Source organism: Streptomyces sp. NPDC001744, from assembly GCF_042892575.1.
In the GTDB taxonomy this organism is placed as follows: domain Bacteria; phylum Actinomycetota; class Actinomycetes; order Streptomycetales; family Streptomycetaceae; genus Streptomyces.
Genome location: NZ_JBIAUG010000018.1, coordinates 1 through 18245 on the forward strand (window position 1 = coordinate 1; position 18245 = coordinate 18245).

Below are 18245 nucleotides of genomic sequence, written 5' to 3' on the forward strand. Positions count from 1 at the left end.
CGCCCCCCGGGGGGGCGGGGGGGGCCCCGCCGGGGGGGGTGGGGGGGGGGGGGCGGCGGCCGCCGCCAGGGGGGGGGGGGGGGGGGGGGGGGGGGGGGGGGGGGGGGGGGGGCCGCGCCCCCCCCCCCCCCCCCCCCCGCCTCCGCCAGGAGCGGATCGGCCGAGCCGTTCCACTCGGTCACCTCGACGGGGCGCGGCCACGGGTTCCCGGTGTTGCAGAAGAGCCAGTCGCCGCCGTCGGCTGCCCGGCCCGCGAAGCCGGGCCCGGCCGTGGCCCGGCGGGCGCGCCGGGCGTACTCCAGGAGCAGGGCGGGCAGCGATTCCGCGAGCAGCGTCACCTCCGGGTACCCCCGCAGGGACGGGACGTCGGCGGGCACGGAGACCGCGTATCCCCACTCCCCGGTTTCCGGGTCGAGGCGTATCTGCACCAGGGTGCTGACGCTCTGGCCGTGGACCTCGGCCAGCGGCCAGTACGTGCCGTCGCCGCCCAGCATCCGGTGCACTTCCGGGTCTGTCCCGGCCCCGGCCTCCCGGGGGCGCATCCACAGTCCGGGCATGCCCTCGACCGTCACCCCGCCGGTCTCCCGCAGCACCCGGCGGACGTCCTCGGGCACCGGGACCGGCCACCCGTCCATCTCCGTGTCGTCGCAGCCGGGGGCGATCGTCACGTAGCCCGGGAACTCCTCGGCGAGCGCGCGCAGTTCGGCCGTCGACCGCGCCGCGGCGTCCGCCGGGACCGCGTGCCGCCGCACCGGCCGGCTCAGGAAGTCCCCGGTGACCTCGCTGTGCAGCAGCATCGCCCGGCCGTCGCCCGCCAGGCGGTAGTGGACCACGCTGTTTCCGGTACCGGGTGTGTCGTCCGCGTTGGAGAAGTACGGCTCCCAGTTCACCCGGCACGGGTAGTCGGGCAGGGCCCGCAGGTCGACCAGGTCGGTCAACGAGTCGCCCTCCCCGACCAGTCCGGCGAGTTCCGCGTCGGCTCCTCCCGCCACCTCGATGCTCGCCACCGCCTCGACGGACGCCTTCGGTCCGGGCCGGCCCGGCACGCCGGACACCAGGCGTTCGGCGCGGTCGGTGAGCCAGCCGAGGAAGTCGGGCGCCTCGACCGTCACCTCGCACACGTCGCTCCACTGGTCCGCGCTCACCACCGGTCCCCATCCGGCGGCCCGCGCGCCCACGAGCAGCGAGCCCTCGCCGGTCTCCATGTCCCCCAGACGCCAGAAGCCGTCGAGGGTTTCGATGTGCCGGTGCGGGCCGAACCTGTACGTCTCGCCGGGGGAGCCGGCGAGGCGCACGCCGCCGATCTCCCGCAGCACGGCCCGTACCTCCGGCGGCACCGGCACCCCCCAGCCGTCCATCTCGGCGTCCGTGAAGCCGGCGGACAGCTCGCATCCCTCCACACCCCGGCGGGCCGCTTCCCGCAAGGTCCGGACGACGGCCCCGGCCCGGTCGAATTCCTGCCCGCTCATTGCACACGCTCCCGAATCTGTCCTTGGCGACGGGCCGAAGCGTAACCACCGTCGTCACCGTGCCGAGAGGCCGTGGCCCCGTCGCGGCGGAGCCACGGCGGCCCGTGTACGGCCCGTCCCGCTCGCCCGGGTGGCCCGAGCCCGGCCGCCGACACGCGCGTGCGTACGGCGGGGTTCCCCGGGGAGCCGGGGCGGGCGGACGCCGCCCGCCCCGGCCCTCGCTGCCCGCCCCGGCCCCCGCCCCGTGTCCCCGGGTACCCCGGGCACTCCGCGCCGCCGCGCATACCTCCCCGGAACCCGGGCACGAGGACAACGCCCCGACCGGGGCCGTACGTCGGCCGGGCTCAGCCCCGGCCGACGTACGGCATCGCCGTCGCCATCACCGTCGCGAACTGCACGTTCGCCTCCAGCGGCAGGTTCGCCATGTGGACCACCGTCGCCGCCACGTCCGCCGCGTCCATCACCGGCTCCGGGGCCAGCTCGCCGTTCGCCTGGAGGATGCCCGTCCGCATGCGGGCCGTCATGTCGGTCGCCGCGTTGCCGATGTCGATCTGGCCGCAGGCGATCCGGTACGGACGTCCGTCCAGGGAGAGGGACTTCGTCAGGCCCGTCACCGCGTGCTTCGTCGCCGTGTACGCGATCGAGTGCGGGCGCGGCACGTGGGCCGAGACCGAGCCGTTGTTGATGATCCGGCCGCCCCGCGGCTCCTGCTCCTTCATGGCCCGGAAGGCCGCCCGCGCGCACAGGAACGCCCCCGTCAGGTTGACGTCCACCACCGCCCGCCAGGTCGCCGGGTCCAGGTCCTCGACCGGGACGCCGCCGCCCGCGAACGTCCCCGCGTTGTTGAAGAGCAGGTCCACGCGCCCGTACCGGTCCCGTACCGCCGCGAAGAGGGCCGCCACCTCGTCCTCCGAGGTCACGTCCGTCGGGACGCACAGGAAGTCGCCCGCCGGAAGGGCCGCCGCCGTCTCCTCCAGGGCGCCCGCACGGCGGCCCGCGAGCGCCACCGACCAGCCCGCCGCCGCGAGGGCGAGCGCCACGTTCCGGCCGATGCCCGAACCCGCTCCCGTCACCACTGCGATGCTCATGGGGGCGCAGCGTACGCGAGACGCGTGCCCCGTGAACTCATCCGTCCGACACGTGGATGCCCCGTGGCCGACAGCGCCGTGTCGCCCCGTGCCCGTGGAATGACGTGCGCACAGCAACCGTCAGGGGAGGGGCACATGAACCAAATCCACCAGCACTCCGGGGAACTCCGGGCCGCCGCACGCCACTTCGGGCGGCGGAGATTCCTCACCGCCACCGGGGCCGCCGCCGCGCTCGCCTTCGCCACCCAGCTGCCCGCCGCCGGTTCGGCCGCCGCCGCCGAACTCGACGCCCGGCACGTCACCGAGGACCCCTTCACCCTGGGCGTGGCCTCCGGCGACCCGCTGCCCGGCTCCGTCCTGCTCTGGACCCGGCTCGCGCCCCGCCCCTTCGAGCCCGACGGCGGACTGCCCGCCCACCGGGTCACCGTCCACTGGGAACTCGCCCGCGACGAGCGCTTCCGGCGGCCCGTGCGGCGCGGGGCCGCCACCGCCCACCCGGAGTTCCGGCACACCGTGCACGTCGAGGTCGAGCACCTGGAGCCCGGCCGCGTGTACTTCTACCGCTTCCGCGCCGGCGCCTGGACCAGCCCCGTCGGCCGCACCCGCACCGCCCCCGCCCCCGGCGCCCACAACGCGGCGCTCTCGCTCGCGGCCGTCTCCTGCCAGGCGTACCACGACGGCTACTTCACGGCCTACCGCCACCTCGCCGAGGAGGACGTGGACGTCGTCTTCCACCTCGGCGACTACCTCTACGAGTACGCCGTCAACGCCACCGGCGGCGCCCGCGCCCACACCGACCGCGTCCTCCCGGCCGTCTTCAACCGCGAGACGATCACCCTGGAGGACTACCGGCTGCGCTACGCCCTCTACAAGACCGACCCCGACCTGCGGGCCGCGCACGCCGCCCACCCCTTCGTCGTCACCTGGGACGACCACGAGACCGAGAACAACTACGCGGGCGACACCCCCGAGAACGACGTCCCGCCGGAGGAGTTCCTGCTCCGCCGCGCCGCCGCCTACCGCGCCTACTGGGAGCACCAGCCGCTGCGCCGCCCCCAGCTCCCCGACGGCCCCGACATGCGGCTGTACCGGCGGCTGTCCTTCGGGCGCCTGGCCCGGTTCGACATCCTCGACACCCGCCAGTACCGCTCCGACCAGGCGTACGGCGACGGCTGGCAGGTCCCCGGCCCCGCGTCCGAGGACCCGTCGCGCACCCTGACCGGCGCCACCCAGGAGCGCTGGCTGCTCGACGGCTGGCGCCGCTCCCGGGTCCGCTGGAACGTCCTGCCGCAGCAGGTCGTGTTCGCCGAGCGCCGCGACCGGCCCACCGCCGACTTCAAGCTCTCCATGGACTCCTGGGACGGCTACCCGGCCTCCCGGCGGCGCGTCCTGGCGGGCGCGGAGGCCGCCGGCGTCGAGAACCTGATGGTGCTCACCGGCGACGTCCACGTGGCCTACGGCCTCGACCTCAAGGCCGACTTCCGCGACCCGTCCTCCCGGACCGTCGGCACCGAGATCGTCACCACCTCGATCACCAGCGGCAAGGACGGCGCCGACCGGCCCGCGAACTACGACAAACTGATGCGGGCCAACCCGCACCTGCGGTTCTTCCACGGGCGGCGCGGCTACGTGAAGGTCTCCCTCGACCGGGAGAGCGCCCGCGCCGACTTCCGCACGGTCCCGTACGTGACGACCCCGGGCGCCCCCGTCACCACCGCCGCCTCCTTCGTCACCGAGGCGGGCAACCCGGGGCTCACCCCCGCGTGAGCGGGGCCTCCCCGGGGTAGCGGACGCCGATGCGGTCCCGTACCGCGTCGAGCGTCCGCATCACCGCGAGCGAACCGTCCAGCGGTACCAGCGGGGACTCCGTCCCGCCCGCCCGCAGGCAGCGCGCCACCTCGGCGGCCTCGTACCGCAGGGAGTGCGGGTCGCCCTCCGCCACGAACTCCTCCGGTTCCCGGCCGTCGCGGTGCAGGGTGAACCGCTCCGGGGCGAAGAAGGAGCGCGGCACGTCGATCCGCCCGAGCGTGCCCGTCACCGAGGCCGTCCCCGGCGTGTCCGCGACGATCGAGCAGGACAGCAGGGCCGACGCCCCCGACCCGGACCAGCCCAGGAGCACGCCCGTGTTCAGGTCGACGCCCTCCGGCGAGAGCAGGGCGTGGGCCCGGACCGTGTCCGGCTCCCCGAGCAGCAGCTGCGCGAACGACACCGGGTACACCCCCAGGTCGAGCAGCGCCCCGCCGCCGGTCTCCGGGTCCCGCAGCCGGTGGTCCGCCGCGAACGGGCCCGCGATCCCGAAGTCCGCCTGGACCGTGCGGACCTCGCCGATCGCCCCGTCGCGCACCAGCTCCGCGATCCGCCGGACCAGCGGATGGCAGTACGTCCACATGGCCTCCATCAGGAAGAGGCCCCGGTCCCGGGCGAGCGCGACCAGCTCCTCCGCCTCCCGGGCGTTGAGCGTGAACGCCTTCTCGCAGAGCACCGCCTTCCCCGCCTCCAGGGCGAGGCCGGCCGCCGCCCGGTGCGCGTGGTGCGGGGTCGCCACGTACACCACGTCGACGTCCTCGTCGGCGAGGAGACCGGCCCACTCCCCGTACGCCCTCGGTATCCCGAACCGCTCCGCGAACGCCTTCGCGGGCGCCTCGCTGCGGGACGCCACGGCCACCACCTCGGAGCCGTCGAGCGTCAGCAGATCGGTGGTGAAGCGCTCCGCGATGCCGCCCGTCGCCAGGATCCCCCAGCGCACCTTCTCGCCCGTGTGCCCACCCGTTCCCATGTCCCCGCCCGTCTCGCAGAGGTCTCGACCACGCCGGTCGAGCTGAGAGCATAGGCAAGGTTTCAACGAAATGGAGCGATCGATGCCGGAGAGCGGTCAGAAGACGACGCGAGGGAACAGAGACGAAACGGGGCCCGTCGCTCCCGACGCGCCCGGCGCCCTCGCCGCCGCCGGCGTCCCCGCCGCGGCCCCCGACCCCGCCGCCCCCGGCGTCACCGCTCCCGCGCCCGCCGCCCCCGGCGTCACCGCCGCCCGGCGGACGGGACTGCTCGTCACCCTCGTCCTGGGCGGCCTCACCGCCCTCCCCCCGCTCTCCATGGACATGTACCTCCCGGCGCTGCCCGAGGTCACCGGGGCGCTGGGGGCGCCCGCCGCCACCGTGCAGCTCACCCTCACCGCCTGCCTCGCGGGAATGGCCCTCGGCCAGCTCGTCGTCGGCCCCATGAGCGACAAGTGGGGCCGCCGCCGCCCGCTGCTCGCCGGCATGGTCGTGTACGTCCTCGCCACCGCGGCCTGCGCCTTCGCGCCCACCGCCGGGACGCTCGTCGGCTTCCGGCTGCTCCAGGGCCTCGCGGGCGCCGCCGGCATCGTCATCGCCCGCGCCGTCGTCCGCGACCTCTACGACGGCGTCGAGATGGCCCGCTTCTTCTCCACCCTGATGCTGATCTCCGGCGTCGCCCCGATCGTCGCCCCCCTCATCGGCGGCCAGATCCTCCGGATCACCGACTGGCGGGGCGTCTTCCACGTCCTCGCCGCCATCGGCGTCCTGCTCACCGTCGTCGTCCACCGCTTCCTGGGCGAGACGCTGCCGCCGGAGCGGCGGCACGAGGGCGGGGTGGGCGAGGCCCTGCGCACCATGCGGGGCCTCCTCGCGGACCGGGTCTTCACCGGCTACATGCTGACCGGCGGCCTCGCCTTCGCGGTCCTCTTCTCCTACATATCGGCCTCGCCGTTCGTGGTGCAGGAGCTCTACGGCGCCTCGCCGCAGACCTTCAGCCTGCTCTTCGGCCTCAACTCCGTGGGCCTCGTCGTCGTCGGCCAGATCAACGGCAAGCTCCTCGTCGGCCGCGTCAGCCTCGACAAGGCGCTCGGCTGGGGCCTCGGCACCATCCTGCTCGCCGCGACCGCGCTGCTCCTGATGACCACCGGCGTCTTCGGGAAGGCCGGGCTCGTGCCCGTGTCCGCCGGGCTCTTCGTCCTGATGTCCGCGATGGGCCTCGCCATGCCGAACACCAACGCCCAGGCCCTGATGCGCACCCCGCACGCCGCCGGGTCCGCCTCCGCCCTCCTCGGCACCTCGTCCTTCCTCGTCGGCGCCGTCGCCTCCCCGCTGGTCGGGATCGCGGGCGAGCACACGGCCGTCCCGATGGCCGTCGTCCAGCTCACCTGCGCCGTCCTCGCCCTAGCCTGCTTCCTGGGCCTGTGCCGCCCGTGGCGGGCCGACGCGGGCGCGGTGCCCGCCCCGGCGGCCGGGAAGGCACGGGGCTCCGCCGCCTAGACTGTCTCGGTGAACGCCTCCGCCGACTCCCTGCGCGCCGCCCTCGCCGCCGTCCTCGACGGCCTCCCGCCCCACCGGACCGCCCGGGCCGTCGAGCGGCTGATCGCCAGCTACCGGGGCACCACCCCGACGGACGCCCCCGTGCTGCGCGACCGCTCCGACGTCGCCGCGTACGCCGCGTACCGGATGCCGGCGACCTTCGAGGCGGTACGGGGCGCCCTCGCCGCCCTGCGGGACGCCGCGCCCGACTGGGAGCCGCGCACCCACACCGACGTCGGCGGCGGTACGGGCGCGGCGAGCTGGGCCGTCGCGGAGGCGTGGGGCGGACGGCCGCCCCGTACGACCGTCCTCGACTGGGCCGAGCCCGCCCTCGCGCTCGGCCGCGAGCTGGCCGGCGGCGTCCTGGACGCGGAGTGGCGGCGCGAGCGGATCGGCGGCGCGCTGCGCCTCGCCGACACGGACCTGGTCACCGTCTCGTACGTGCTCAAGGAGCTGACGGAGGCCGACCGGGCGTCGCTGGTCGCCGAGGCGGCCCGCGCCGCGCGGACGGTCGTCGTGGTCGAGCCGGGCACCCCGGACGGCTACGAGCGGATCATCGAGGCCAGGGCCCTGCTCGTCGGGGCCGGGTTCACCGTCGCCGCGCCCTGCCCGCACAGCGGGGCCTGCCCGATCGTGCCCGGCACGGACTGGTGCCACTTCTCGGCCCGGGTGAGCCGCTCCTCGCTCCACCGGCAGGTGAAGGGCGGTTCGCTGGCGTACGAGGACGAGAAGTACGCGTACGTGGCGGCCACCCGCGTCCCGGTGGTCCCGGCCCCCTCCCGCGTCGTCCGGAGGCCGCAGATCCGCAAGGGCCTGGTCCTCCTGGAGCTGTGCGGTCCGGACGGACTCGCGCGCGAGACGGTCACCAAGCGCCACGGCCCCCTCTACAAGCGGGCCCGTGACGTGGAGTGGGGCGACCCGTGGCCGCCGGGGGCGGACGGGTCCTGACGCGACGCCCAGGGCGGTGCCGACCTGCTGGGTCATGGTGGCGATGCCGGTGGCCGTGCCCTGCTCGGCGCCGGGCAGCCCGGAGGCGGCGGTCACCATGAGGCCGACGAGGGCGAGCGTGGTGCCGACGCCGCCCGCCCGCGCCGTGAAGGGCTTCTACCGTGCGCGCCTGGCCGAAGGGGCTCCGCAAGCCCTACGGGTCCTCCGGGGCTCCCCTCAGGGCCGCAGCTCCTGGGTGCAGCACTTCACGCTGCCGCCGCCCTTGAGGAGTTCGCTCAGGTCCATGCCGACCGGCGCGAAGCCCCGCTCGCGCAGCGGCCCGAAGAGGCCCACCGCCGCCTGCGGCAGCAGGACGTTCCGGCCGTCGCTCACCGCGTTGAGGCCGAGGGCCGCCGCGTCCTCGGCCGTCGCGATCAGGGCGTCCGGGAAGAGCCGGGCGAGCACCGCGCGGCTGCCGGGGGAGAAGGCGTCCGGGTAGTACATGACCTCGTCGCGGGCGTCGTCCAGGACGCACAGCGCCGTGTCCAGGTGGTAGTAGCGCGGGTCCACCAGCTCCAGGCCGATCACCGGCCGGCCGAAGAACTCCTGCGCCTCGCCCTGCGCGAGCGGGCTGGAGCGGAAGCCGCGCCCGGCGAGGATCCAGGAGGCGGTGACGGCGAAGTCGCCCTCGCCCTCGTTCACGTGCTCCGGCGTCCGCAGGTCCTCCTCCGCCCAGCCGTTGCGGCGGAACCACGCCAGGTGCGCGGCGGCCTCGGCCGCGCGCTCCGGGTGCGCGAACCTCGCGCCGAGGACCCGGCCCCCGACGACGGTGGCGCCGTTCGCCGCGAAGACCATGTCCGGGAGCGCCGGGTCCGGTTCCAGGAGCTCCACGGTGTGGCCGAGCGCCCGGTAGCGGTCGCGCAGATCCTCCCACTGGGCGAGGGCGAGGGGGACGTCGACCGGTTTGGCGGGGTCCATCCAGGGGTTGATGGAGTACGTCACCGCGAAGTGCGCGGGTGGGCACATCAGGTAACGGCGGGGCGAGGACGCGCGCGGAGTGGTGCGCAAGAGGGGCTCCTCACGGACGGGAGGGGGAAGGACCGGGACACCGGGGCACCGGGATGCCGGGACGGGGTGGACCCCATGGTCCGCCTTCGGGGCCCTCCGCGCAGTGGACCGTTCGGGTGGTTCGCGGACCGCCCGATCAGGCGAGACGTCACGTCTCGCCTGATGCTAGGTTGGGCGCATGTCTAGGACCGGGCCCGCCAAGGCCGCACCCGACGCCTCCCGCCGCAGCGAACGCTCCCGCCGTGCCATCTTCGACGCCGCCCTCGCCCTCGTCTCCGAGAACGGCTACGCGCGGACCACCGTCGAGGGCATCGCCGCCCGCGCCGGGGTCGGCAAGCAGACCATCTACCGCTGGTGGCCCTCCAAGGCGGCCGTCCTCCTCGACGCCTTCCTCGACCTGGCGGCCCGCGTGGACGGGGCGGCCCGGCCCGGCGGGGCCCGCGACGGGGAGGAGGCGGGCGGGGCCCCCGACACCGGCGGGACCTCCGACACCTGCGGGACCTCCGACACCGGCGGGACCCCCGACACCGGCGGCATCCCCGACACCGGCGGCATCCCCGACACCGGCGGCATCCCCGACACCGGCGGCATCCCCGACACCGGCGGCATCCCCGACACCGGCGACCTCGCCGCCGACCTCAAGCACGTCCTCCGCGCCACCGTGGACGAGTTGAACGACCCCGTCTTCGACGTCCCCGCCCGCGCCCTCGCCGCCGAGGGGATCGTGGACCCCGAGCTGGGCGCCCGCTTCACCGGGGCGCTGCTCGAACCCCAGCTCCAGCTCTACGTGCGCCGCTTCGAAGCCGCCCTGGCCGCCGGAGAGGTCGACCCCGGCACGGACCCCCGCCTCGCCGTCGAACTCCTGGTCGGGCCCCTCCACCACCGGTGGCTCCACCGCACCCTGCCGCTCACCCACGCCTACGCCGACGCCCTGGTCGACCACGTCCTGCGCGGCCTCGCCCCGAGGCCCTGACGACCGGACGGGCACCCCGGTTCCGCACTCCGGTCACCCGGAGCGCAGGATGGTGGGACCATGGGCGGAGCCGAACGGGCGAGCACGAGGTTGTGAGGGGATAGATGGGCGACGGCATCGACCGCTACCGCGGCACGGAGGGCAGACTCGCGCAGTGGCTGCGCAGGCGTCCCAAGCGCACCGCGGCCGACGACGAGGGCGACCGGGAGAAGCTGCTCCTGGCCACCGCCGCCGCCGGGCTGCCCCTGGCCCCCGCCGCGTACCCGGTCGGCTACAGCTGCTCCTGCGAGCGGATCGGCTGTCCCACCCCCGGCCGGCACCCCGTCTCCTTCGCCTGGCAGACCCAGTCGACCACCGACCCCGCCCAGATCGAGCGCTGGGCCCGCAACGAGCCCGCGGCGAACTTCATCACCGCCACCGGCATGGTCCACGACGTCCTCGACGTGCCGCTGGCCGCCGGCCGCGCCGCCCTGGAGCGCCTGCTCGCCGAGGGCGTCGAGGTCGGTCCCGTCGCCGAGTCGGCCGACGCCCGCCCCGAGGGCGGACGGATGCTCTTCTTCACCGCCACCCGCGGCACCCCCGAGGACGAGGACGAGTGGTGGCCCTGCGAGCTGGACTGCCACCCGGAGACCATGGACGAGCACCCGGGCCTCCGCTGGCACTGCCGCGGCAGCTACGTCCTCGTACCGCCGGCCCGCCTTCCCGGGGACGAGGACGCCCACCCGGTCGTCTCCTGGCTGCGCGGCCCCGAGCACCCGCTGCCCGACCCGCTGAACCTCCTGGAGACCCTTCAGGACGCCTGCGCCCGCCACGCCGCCGAGCGCGGGGCGGACGGCGACGACGGACACGCGGCCCACGAGATCGCCTGGCCGCTGACCCGCTGACCCGCTGACCCGTACTGACCCGCTGACCCGCTGACCCGTACTGACCCGCTGACCCGTACTGATCCGCCGGCCCACCGTTTCGCGCCGGACCGCCGGGGCCCGGCCGGACGGGGAAGAGCCCCACGGGGCGGGACCGGACGGCGCCGGCCCGCCGTGCGCCGGGAGCGCTACGAGCCCACCGCTCCCACCACGCCCTGGAGCCGGCCCACCACCGTGACCGCCTCCCGGTCCGCGCCCTTCGGCTTCACCAGGGCCGCCTGGCCGGACACCCACTCCCGGGTGACCGTGTCCTTGACCGTGCCGGTCATCAGCGCCTTGACGTCCGCGCTCACCTTGGGCCGGTAGCCCCGCGCCGCCGTCTGCCGCTCGAAGTAGCGGATCGCGAAGAAGACGAACGCGCCGCCGTCCCGGGTCCGCAGCGCCAGCGGCGCGAAGTCCCCCTGGTCGGCGGTCCGGTCGGCGTACTGGGTGGCGAGACCGGGCCGCTCGGCCGTCTTCCGCCGCTGCGCCCGCCACTCCGTGGTGTGCCGGCCCGCCGCGAACGGCCCCTCCCGCCCGTCCTTCAGGTACGCCACGTACTCCGCGCCCAGCTTCCCGGGCGCGACCGCCAGCGCGCCGGTGTCCGCGGCGACCGGCACGGGGTACCCCTCCTCCTCGGCGAACGCGGGCACCTCGCTCCCGGCCAGGACGGCGAGGTGGGCGGCCTCCCACCCCTGCCCGGGACCGTTGCGCACGAAGGCCAGGAGCCAGCGCCGGCCGGTGTTCAGGTTGGAGGCGGCGTCCGCGACGAACCAGCGCGGCCAGCCCGCCTTGCGGGGCAGCAGGAAGCGCGCGTCCGTCAGCTCCAGCGGCTTGTGCTCCGTGTTGCCGTCGGGCGCGAGGACCGCGCGGGCCCGCAGACCCGCCTGGTTGATCTCCCCGAACGGACCGGTGACCCGGTCCGCGTCCAGGGCCGGGTCGAGGGCCTTGTCGGCCCGGTTGAAGGCGCTCGTGAAGTCCGCGAGGGCCCGCGCCGCCTCGGCCTCCGTCGCCGGCGGCACCAGCGCCGTCTCGCCGTGCACCGTGACGCAGCCGCTCGCCGTCAGGGCCAGGACGGTCACGGCGGCGGTCACCGCGAGCAGCCCCGCCGACCGCCGCTCAAGCGGTCTTCTCGGTGCTCGCCCCAGCCTCAGCCTTCTCATCGGTCGCCTTCTGCTTCTTCAGCCGCGTGGACGCACCCGACCCTATCGGGGCCAGGAACAGCGCGAGCGTGGGGACCAGATACAGCGCCCACACCGTGACCTGAAGGACCGTCGGGTCCGGCTGGAAGTTGAGGACGCCCTTCAGGAGCGTGCCGTACCAGCTGTCCGGCGGGATCGTCTCCGAGACGTCGAACGCCTTGTCCGCGAGGCCGCCGAGGAAGCGCGCCTCCTGGAGGTCGTGCACGCCGTACGCGAGGACGCCCGCCGCCACCACGACCAGCATCCCGCCGGTCCAGGTGAAGAACTTCGCCAGGTTGATCCGCACCGCGCCCCGGTAGAACAGCCAGCCGATCAGGACCGCCGTGAGCAGGCCGAGGAGGACCCCGGCCAGCGGCGCGTACGTGCCCTCGGAACCGCCCGAGGAGGCCGCCCGTACCGACGCCCACACGAAGAGCGCCGTCTCCAGGCCCTCGCGGCCCACCGCCAGGAAGGCGGTGGCGACCAGCGCGCCCGTGCCCATCCGGAGGGCCGCGTCCAGCTTCCCGTGCAGCTCCGACCTGAGGTGCCGGGCCGTGCGCCGCATCCAGAAGACCATCCAGGTCACCAGGACCACCGCGACGATCGACAGCGAGCCGCCGAGCAGCTCCTGCGCCTCGAAGGTCAGCTCCTGGGAGCCGAACTCGAGCCCGGCGCCGAAGGCCAGGGCGACGCCGACGGCCACGCCGACGCCGGCCCAGACCGGCTTCAGCGCGTCCCGCCGCCCGGTCTTCACCAGGTACGCGATGAGGATGCAGACGACCAGGCTGGCTTCGAGGCCCTCGCGGAGGCCGATCAGATAGTTACCGAACACGTCGGCTCCCTCCCAGGAATGCGTGAACCGGAGTGGTGTGGACCGGAGTGGCGCGGACCGGGACGGTACGGGCCGGGGTGGGCGCGGGCCGGGCTCACGAGAACAGGGCCCGGCCCCACCAGTCGCCGGTGTCCCGGACGCCCGGCGGTATCGCGAACACCGCCGAACCCACGTGCTGGACGTACTCGTTGAGGGCGTCGGAACGGGCCAGCGAGGTCTGCACCGGCAGGAACCCGGTGCGGACGTCCCGCTGGTACGCGAGGAAGAACAGCCCCGCCTCCAGGCGCCCGAGACCGTCCGTGCCGTCCGTGAACGAGTAGCCCCGGCGCAGCATCGCCGCGCCCCCGTTGCTGTCCGGGTGGGCGAGCCGGACGTGCGCGTCCGGCTTCATCCCCTTCAGGAACGGCTCGTCGTGCTCCTTCGCCCTTCCGGCCGGGGCACCCTCGCGCTTGTCGCGGCCGAAGACGTCCTCCTGCTCGGCGAGCGAGGTCCGGTCCCAGGTCTCGATGTTCATGCGGATGCGGCGGGCGACGAGGTACGAGCCGCCGGCCATCCAGGCCGCCGGGCCCCGCGCGTCCTTCCCGGAGACCCACACGTGCTCGTCGAGGCGGGCGGTGTCGGTGCCCGCGATGTTGCGGGTGCCGTCCTTGAAGCCGAAGAGGTTGCGCGGGGTCTGGGCGTCCGGGGTCGTCGAGGACGTCTTGCCGAAGCCGAGCTGGGACCAGCGCACCGCGACCCGGCCGAAACCGATCCGGGCGAGGTTGCGGATGGCGTGCACCGCGACCTGCGGGTCGTCCGCGCACGCCTGGACGCAGAGGTCGCCGCCGCTGCGGGCCGGGTCCAGGTTGTCGCCGGGGAAGCGGGGCAGGTCGATCAGGGCCCCGGGGCGCCTGTCCTTCAGGCCGAAGCGCCCGTCGAAGAGCGAGGGCCCGAAGCCGATCGTGAGGGTGAGCCGGGAGGGCTTGAGGCCGAGGGCCTCGCCGGTGTCGTCCGGCGGGGCCTCCGGCAGACCGCCGTACGCCCCCTCGCCGACCTCGGAGCCGGCCGTCATCCGCTCGGCGGCCCGCGTCCAGTCCTGGAGCAGCCGGACCAGCTCCGCCCGGTCCCGCGTCTTCACGTCGAAGGCCGCGAAGTGCAGCCGGTCCTGCACGGCGGTGGCGATGCCGGCCTGGTGCGAGCCGTGGAAGGGCACGGCCGGACCGCCGTCGGCGACCGGCTCCGCGCCGCCCCCGTCCCGGGTCAGCGCGACGGCGCCACCGGCCGCGGCGGCACCGAGCGCGAGCCCGGCGCCGCCCCAGCCGATGACCGTGCGGCGGGAGGGCGCGGCGGTCTCCCGCGCGGCGGTCCTGTCGCCCCTGTCAATGGGCTCGCTCATGTCGGGGCCTCCGGTCACTTGACGACGGCGGCGGCCAGCTTGGAGAGCGGCTCGGCCAGCGCGTTGACGCCGTCCGACAGCTCCTTGCGCTGCTCCTTGCCGACCTTGTCGTACGGGGTGAAGTCGTAGCCGCTCTTGTCCGCGCGGTACTTGTCGAGCAGCGCGTTCAGGGCGGCGAACTGCTTGTCGAGCTCGGCGACCAGCGCGGGGTCGTTCTTCGACGCGACCGGCTTCAGCAGGCCGAAGGACATCTGCGCGCCCTCGACGTTCGCCTTGAAGTCGACCAGGTCGGTGTGGGAGTAGCGCTCCTCCTCGCCCGTGACCTTGCCGCTCGCGACCTCGTCCAGGAGCTCCTTGGCGCCGTTGGCCATGGAGGTCGGGGTGATCTCGGCCCTGCCGACCCGCTTCACCCAGTCCGCGAGGTCCTTGTCCAGGGCGTCCGCGAGCTCCTTCTCCCGGGTGTCGATCTTCTTGTCCTGCCAGAGCGCCTTCTCCAGGCGGTGCCAGCCGGTCCAGTCCTTCGCCGGGTCCTGGCCGTCCTCCAGGCCGTCCTCGCGGACGTCCACCTTGGGGTCGATGTCGCCGAAGGACTCCGCGACCGGCTCGGTGCGCTCCCAGCCGACGCGGGAGACGGCGTACGCCTTCTTCGCGGCCTCGACGTCCCCGGCGCGGACGGCGTCGGTGAAGACCTTCACCTTGGGGAGGGTCTCCTCGGCCTGCGCCAGGACGTACTGGCGGTAGGCGGCGACGGCCGCGTCCATCTCGGGGGAGCGCCCGGCGGCGGCGGTACCGCCGGTGACCTTGACCTGCTGCCGGATGCCCGCGCCCTTCATGCCGGGCTTGCAGGTGATCGCGTAGTCACCGGGCTTGATCTCGGCGGTGAGCGTGGCGCTGGTGCCGGGGCCGATGTTCTCGCGCTCGGTGACGATCCGGTCGTCCGGGTGGAGGACGTAGACCTCGGTGACCTTGGAGCCCCGGTTCTCGACGGCCAGCTTCACGTGTCCGGCCGGGAACTCCTTCTTCGACACCTCGCAGGAGTCGTCCTTGGCGACGACGGTGATCGCGCCGTCCTTCGCGTCGCCGCCGCCCTTCTCCGCGCAGCCCGTGACGGCGGTCAGGGCCGCGGCGGTCGCTGCGGCGGTGACGACGGAGAGGCGGACGGCTCGCATGGGGGCTCCAGGGACGGCGGGACGGGGAACTGAGGCGGACCTAACTTAGCGGAGGCTTACCGTGGTCATACCGGTCCGTCCAGTGATCCGGCTCTCATCCCCGGCACATCGGACACGGAGAGGTCACGGGGGCTCCAAGAAGGGTTCAGGCCGCGGTCAAGGAAGGGTCAAGGGGGGTGGACGGGCGGGGGTTCCGGCCCGTCGGCGGCGGGCGTCCGGCCGCCGTCCCGCGCCGCCCGTATCCCGGATGCCGCCCTGCCGCCGCGTGACCGGGTGGTTCAATTCCGTCATGAACGCGACCGCCACTGACATCGACGTCCTGCGGGTCTTCTGCGCGGGCGACGGCCGGCACGGGAACGCCCTGGGGGTCGTGCGGGACGCCCGTACCCACCCCGACGAGGCGTCGCGGCAGGCGCTCGCCAAGGAGCTCGGCTTCAGCGAGACGGTGTTCGTGGACGACCCGGAGCGCGGGACCGTCGACATCTACACGCCCGGCCTGCGGCTGCCGTTCGCCGGACATCCGCTCGTCGGCGCGGCCTGGCTCCTCGACCTGGAGGTCGTCCACCCGCCGGCGGGCGAGGTGTGGGTCCGCGGCGACGGGGAGTTCACCTGGATCGAGGCGCGCGCCGAATGGGCCCCGCCCCGCACCCTGCGCCGGTACGCCTCCGCGGCCGAGGTCGAGGCGCTGGAGGTGCCCGAGCCCGGCGAGTGGATCTACGCCTGGGCCTGGGAGGAGGAGGCGGCGGGCCGGATCAGGGCGCGGGCCTTCCCGGGGCGCGGCGACGGCATCGACGAGGACGAGGCGACCGGGGCGGCGGCGCTGCTCCTCACGGCGGAGCTGGGGCGGGCCCTGAACATCACGCAGGGCCGGGGCTCGCAGCTGCTCACGGCCCCCGGCCCCGACGGCGTCGTGGAACTGGGCGGGCGCGTCCGCCTGGAGGGCACGCTCACCCGCTGACCCCGCCCCGTACGGGCGTCACGCGCTCAGCGGGAACTCGCTCCCGAGCCGGCGGAGGACCGCGCTGTTGAAGCCGAAGGCGCGCCGGCACTCGTCCACGATCCGCTGCTTCTCCAGGTCGTCGGCGTCCACCCCGTCGAGCAGCTCCCGGTAGGCCCGCTTGAAGGCGGCCGGGTTGGGGATCTCCTCGAAGACGTAGAAGCGGACTCCGTCGCCCCCGCGCGCGAAGCCCCAGGCGCGCTCCGCGCGGTCGCGGATGACCTGGCCGCCCGACAGGTCGCCCAGGTAGCGCGTGTAGTGGTGGGCCACGTAGCCGGCGGGCCAGTCGCGGGCGCACTCGGCGACCCGTTCGGCGTACGCCGCGGTGGCCGGCAGCGGCGCGAGGCCGGCCCGCCAGTCCGGGCCCCGCAGATGGGCGAGGTCCCGTTCCAGGGCGGCCGTGCGGAACAGCTCGGGCCGGACGAACGGTCCGGCGACCGGGTCCCCGCGCAGCGCCTCCGCGCCCTCCTCCAGGGCCCGGTAGACGAACCAGAGCTGCTCCGTGTAGCGCGCGTAGGCGTCGACGCCGAGGCGCCCGCCCAGGAGGTCGCCCATGAAGGACGACGTCTCCGCTTCGGTGTGCTGATCCTGCGACGCCGTGCGGATGAGCGTCGAGAAGGGCGTGTCCAAGGCGTACCTCCGGGCCGGGGGGACGGGTACCGGTGACGATCCTGTCGACTTAGGCTTACCTAAGTCAACCGGTTCCCGACGTCCTGTCGGCAAGAAGGGCTACCCGCTTTCCGGGTCAGGGCAACGTCAGGATCTCGGCCCCGGTCTCCGTCACCACGAGGGTGTGCTCGAACTGGGCCGTCCGCTTGCGGTCCTTGGTCACCACGGTCCAGCCGTCGTCCCACATGTCGTAGTCGTGGGTGCCGAGCGTCAGCATCGGCTCGATGGTGAAGGTCATGCCGGGCTGGATGAGGGTCGTGTGGTGCGGGGAGTCGTAGTGCGGCACGATCAGACCGGAGTGGAAGGACGTGTTGATGCCGTGCCCGGTGAAGTCGCGCACGACGCCGTAGCCGAAGCGCTTGGCGTACGACTCGATGACCCGCCCGACGATGTTGATCCGGCGGCCCGGCTTCACCGCCTTGATCGCCCGGTTCAGGGCCTCACGCGTCCGCTCCACGAGCAGTCGCGACTCCTCGTCCACGTCGCCGCAGAGGTAGGTGGCGTTGTTGTCGCCGTGGACGCCGTCGATGTACGCCGTGACGTCCAGGTTCACGATGTCGCCGTCCCGCAGCACCGTGGAGTCCGGGATGCCGTGGCAGATCACCTCGTTCACCGAGGTGCACAGGGACTTCGGGAACCCGCGGTAGCCGAGGGTGGACGGGTAGGCGCCGTGGTCGCACATGTACTCGTGCGCGACCCGGTCGAGCTCGTCGGTGGTCACCCCCGGGGCGATGTGCTTGGCGGCCTCCTCCATCGCCCGCGCGGCGATGCGGCCGGCGACCCGCATCCGCTCGATGGTGTCGGAATCCTGCACCTCGGGACCGGTGTACGGGGCCGGGGCGGGCTTCCCGACGTACTCGGGGCGGCGGATGGAGCCCGGAACGGAGCGGTGGGGGGAGAGTTCCCCCGGTACGAGAAGCGACTGGCCAGACATGCCAGCGAGTGTAACGACCGGGTCCGGGGCACCATGATCTCCGGAGGAAGGAGCCGACGATGGCCCTGTTCAAGAAGCGCACCACGGGCAAACCGGGCGAGTGGTACTACTGCCTGGAGCACAAGAAGGTCGAGGAAGGCCCCGACTGCCCCGCGAAGAACCGTTTCGGCCCGTATCCCGGCCGTGCGGAGGCCGCCCACGCCCTGGAGACCGCCCGCGAGCGGAACCTGGAGTGGGAGACCGACCCGCGCTGGCACGACCGCGCGGGGAAGGACGAGGACCCCGAGTAGGAACCGGGTAGGACCCGAGTGACCCGAGCAGGACCGAGCAGGAACGGCACGGAGGCCC

At 74.5% G+C, this 18245-nt stretch carries 17 protein-coding genes; 7 read left to right on the plus strand and 10 right to left on the minus strand.

Annotated elements, in window-relative coordinates:
• Positions 1-1469: hypothetical protein (locus ACFYZY_RS21090; RefSeq protein ID WP_388696263.1), on the minus strand; the 1469-nt coding region annotated here is incomplete at its 3' end.
• A 344-nt stretch (positions 1470-1813) separates the two neighbouring features.
• Positions 1814-2557: an SDR family oxidoreductase gene (locus ACFYZY_RS21095; RefSeq protein WP_388696266.1), complete on the minus strand. Its 744-nt coding sequence runs from the start codon at positions 2555-2557 to the stop codon at positions 1814-1816.
• Between the two features lie 135 nt (positions 2558-2692).
• On the opposite strand from ACFYZY_RS21095, the gene ACFYZY_RS21100 reads away from it, so the two are divergent.
• Complete coding sequence (locus ACFYZY_RS21100; protein ID WP_388696269.1) at positions 2693-4324, plus strand: alkaline phosphatase D family protein; 1632 nt, start codon at positions 2693-2695, stop codon at positions 4322-4324.
• Here the strand turns inward: ACFYZY_RS21100 and ACFYZY_RS21105 are convergent.
• Complete coding sequence (locus tag ACFYZY_RS21105) at positions 4311-5333, minus strand: Gfo/Idh/MocA family protein (protein ID WP_388696271.1); 1023 nt, start codon at positions 5331-5333, stop codon at positions 4311-4313. The two genes, ACFYZY_RS21100 and ACFYZY_RS21105, sit on opposite strands and share 14 nt — an antisense overlap.
• A 70-nt stretch (positions 5334-5403) precedes the next feature.
• Here ACFYZY_RS21105 and ACFYZY_RS21110 point away from each other — a divergent pair, with 70 nt between their 5' ends.
• Positions 5404-6831, plus strand: coding sequence for a multidrug effflux MFS transporter (locus tag ACFYZY_RS21110; RefSeq protein WP_388696274.1), 1428 nt, complete (start codon positions 5404-5406; stop codon positions 6829-6831).
• Positions 6832-6840: 9 nt separating this feature from the next.
• Positions 6841-7818, plus strand: a complete 978-nt coding sequence (locus ACFYZY_RS21115; protein ID WP_388696277.1) for a small ribosomal subunit Rsm22 family protein — start codon at positions 6841-6843, stop codon at positions 7816-7818.
• Positions 7819-8034: 216 nt separating this feature from the next.
• Here the strand turns inward: ACFYZY_RS21115 and ddaH are convergent, their stop codons facing one another.
• Positions 8035-8865: a dimethylargininase gene (gene ddaH, locus ACFYZY_RS21120; protein ID WP_388696280.1), complete on the minus strand. Its 831-nt coding sequence runs from the start codon at positions 8863-8865 to the stop codon at positions 8035-8037.
• Positions 8866-9043: 178 nt separating this feature from the next.
• Between ddaH and ACFYZY_RS21125 the strand changes: the two genes are divergently transcribed.
• Both ACFYZY_RS21125 and ACFYZY_RS21130 read left to right on the plus strand, forming a co-directional pair.
• A complete protein-coding gene (locus tag ACFYZY_RS21125; RefSeq protein ID WP_388696283.1) occupies positions 9044-9838 on the plus strand; it encodes a TetR/AcrR family transcriptional regulator in 795 nt (264 codons plus the stop codon).
• 104 nt (positions 9839-9942) lie between these two features.
• Positions 9943-10722, plus strand: coding sequence for a bifunctional DNA primase/polymerase (locus ACFYZY_RS21130; protein WP_388696285.1), 780 nt, complete (start codon positions 9943-9945; stop codon positions 10720-10722).
• A 167-nt stretch (positions 10723-10889) separates the two neighbouring features.
• Here the strand turns inward: ACFYZY_RS21130 and ACFYZY_RS21135 are convergent, their stop codons facing one another.
• The 4 genes from ACFYZY_RS21135 to efeO all read right to left on the minus strand — a co-directional run bounded on the left by ACFYZY_RS21135 (position 10890) and on the right by efeO (position 15297).
• The gene (locus ACFYZY_RS21135) at positions 10890-11903 is read right to left on the minus strand and encodes a hypothetical protein (RefSeq protein WP_388696288.1); all 1014 of its coding nucleotides are present in this window, start codon (positions 11901-11903) and stop codon (positions 10890-10892) included.
• The gene (efeU, locus tag ACFYZY_RS21140; protein WP_388696290.1) at positions 11860-12753 is read right to left on the minus strand and encodes an iron uptake transporter permease EfeU; all 894 of its coding nucleotides are present in this window, start codon (positions 12751-12753) and stop codon (positions 11860-11862) included. Before efeU ends, ACFYZY_RS21135 begins: the two co-directional genes overlap by 44 nt.
• A 94-nt stretch (positions 12754-12847) precedes the next feature.
• Entirely contained in the window at positions 12848-14128 is a 1281-nt protein-coding gene (efeB, locus tag ACFYZY_RS21145) for an iron uptake transporter deferrochelatase/peroxidase subunit (protein WP_388696292.1), read from the minus strand.
• A 14-nt stretch (positions 14129-14142) separates the two neighbouring features.
• On the minus strand, positions 14143-15297 hold the full coding sequence (efeO, locus tag ACFYZY_RS21150; RefSeq protein ID WP_388696295.1) for an iron uptake system protein EfeO: 1155 nt from the start codon (positions 15295-15297) through the stop codon (positions 14143-14145).
• A 289-nt stretch (positions 15298-15586) separates the two neighbouring features.
• On the opposite strand from efeO, the gene ACFYZY_RS21155 reads away from it, so the two are divergent.
• Positions 15587-16255: a PhzF family phenazine biosynthesis protein gene (locus tag ACFYZY_RS21155; RefSeq protein ID WP_388696297.1), complete on the plus strand. Its 669-nt coding sequence runs from the start codon at positions 15587-15589 to the stop codon at positions 16253-16255.
• Positions 16256-16273: 18 nt separating this feature from the next.
• On the opposite strand, the gene ACFYZY_RS21160 is transcribed toward ACFYZY_RS21155, so the two are convergent.
• Together ACFYZY_RS21160 and map are read right to left on the minus strand one after the other, a co-directional pair.
• Entirely contained in the window at positions 16274-16924 is a 651-nt protein-coding gene (locus ACFYZY_RS21160) for a heme oxygenase (biliverdin-producing) (RefSeq protein WP_388696299.1), read from the minus strand.
• 115 nt (positions 16925-17039) lie between these two features.
• Positions 17040-17897, minus strand: coding sequence for a type I methionyl aminopeptidase (gene map / locus ACFYZY_RS21165; protein WP_388696301.1), 858 nt, complete (start codon positions 17895-17897; stop codon positions 17040-17042).
• Between the two features lie 59 nt (positions 17898-17956).
• Between map and ACFYZY_RS21170 the strand changes: the two genes are divergently transcribed.
• The gene (locus ACFYZY_RS21170; RefSeq protein ID WP_388696303.1) at positions 17957-18187 is read left to right on the plus strand and encodes a hypothetical protein; all 231 of its coding nucleotides are present in this window, start codon (positions 17957-17959) and stop codon (positions 18185-18187) included.
• Positions 18188-18245: the final 58 nt, after the last annotated feature.

Excerpts from the sequence above, each read along its gene's own strand:
- ACFYZY_RS21100 (WP_388696269.1), top strand. The coding sequence starts at position 2,693 with ATGAACCAAATCCACCAGCACTCCGGGGAACTCCGGGCCGCCGCACGC.
- map (WP_388696301.1), bottom strand. The coding sequence starts at position 17,897 with ATGTCTGGCCAGTCGCTTCTCGTACCGGGGGAACTCTCCCCCCACCGC.
- efeB (WP_388696292.1), bottom strand. The coding sequence starts at position 14,128 with ATGAGCGAGCCCATTGACAGGGGCGACAGGACCGCCGCGCGGGAGACC.
- ACFYZY_RS21095 (WP_388696266.1), bottom strand. The coding sequence starts at position 2,557 with ATGAGCATCGCAGTGGTGACGGGAGCGGGTTCGGGCATCGGCCGGAAC.
- ACFYZY_RS21130 (WP_388696285.1), top strand. The coding sequence starts at position 9,943 with ATGGGCGACGGCATCGACCGCTACCGCGGCACGGAGGGCAGACTCGCG.
- ACFYZY_RS21110 (WP_388696274.1), top strand. The coding sequence starts at position 5,404 with ATGGAGCGATCGATGCCGGAGAGCGGTCAGAAGACGACGCGAGGGAAC.
- ACFYZY_RS21170 (WP_388696303.1), top strand. The coding sequence starts at position 17,957 with ATGGCCCTGTTCAAGAAGCGCACCACGGGCAAACCGGGCGAGTGGTAC.
- ACFYZY_RS21155 (WP_388696297.1), top strand. The coding sequence starts at position 15,587 with ATGAACGCGACCGCCACTGACATCGACGTCCTGCGGGTCTTCTGCGCG.
- efeO (WP_388696295.1), bottom strand. The coding sequence starts at position 15,297 with ATGCGAGCCGTCCGCCTCTCCGTCGTCACCGCCGCAGCGACCGCCGCG.
- ACFYZY_RS21125 (WP_388696283.1), top strand. The coding sequence starts at position 9,044 with ATGTCTAGGACCGGGCCCGCCAAGGCCGCACCCGACGCCTCCCGCCGC.
- ACFYZY_RS21105 (WP_388696271.1), bottom strand. The coding sequence starts at position 5,333 with ATGGGAACGGGTGGGCACACGGGCGAGAAGGTGCGCTGGGGGATCCTG.
- ACFYZY_RS21135 (WP_388696288.1), bottom strand. The coding sequence starts at position 11,903 with ATGAGAAGGCTGAGGCTGGGGCGAGCACCGAGAAGACCGCTTGAGCGG.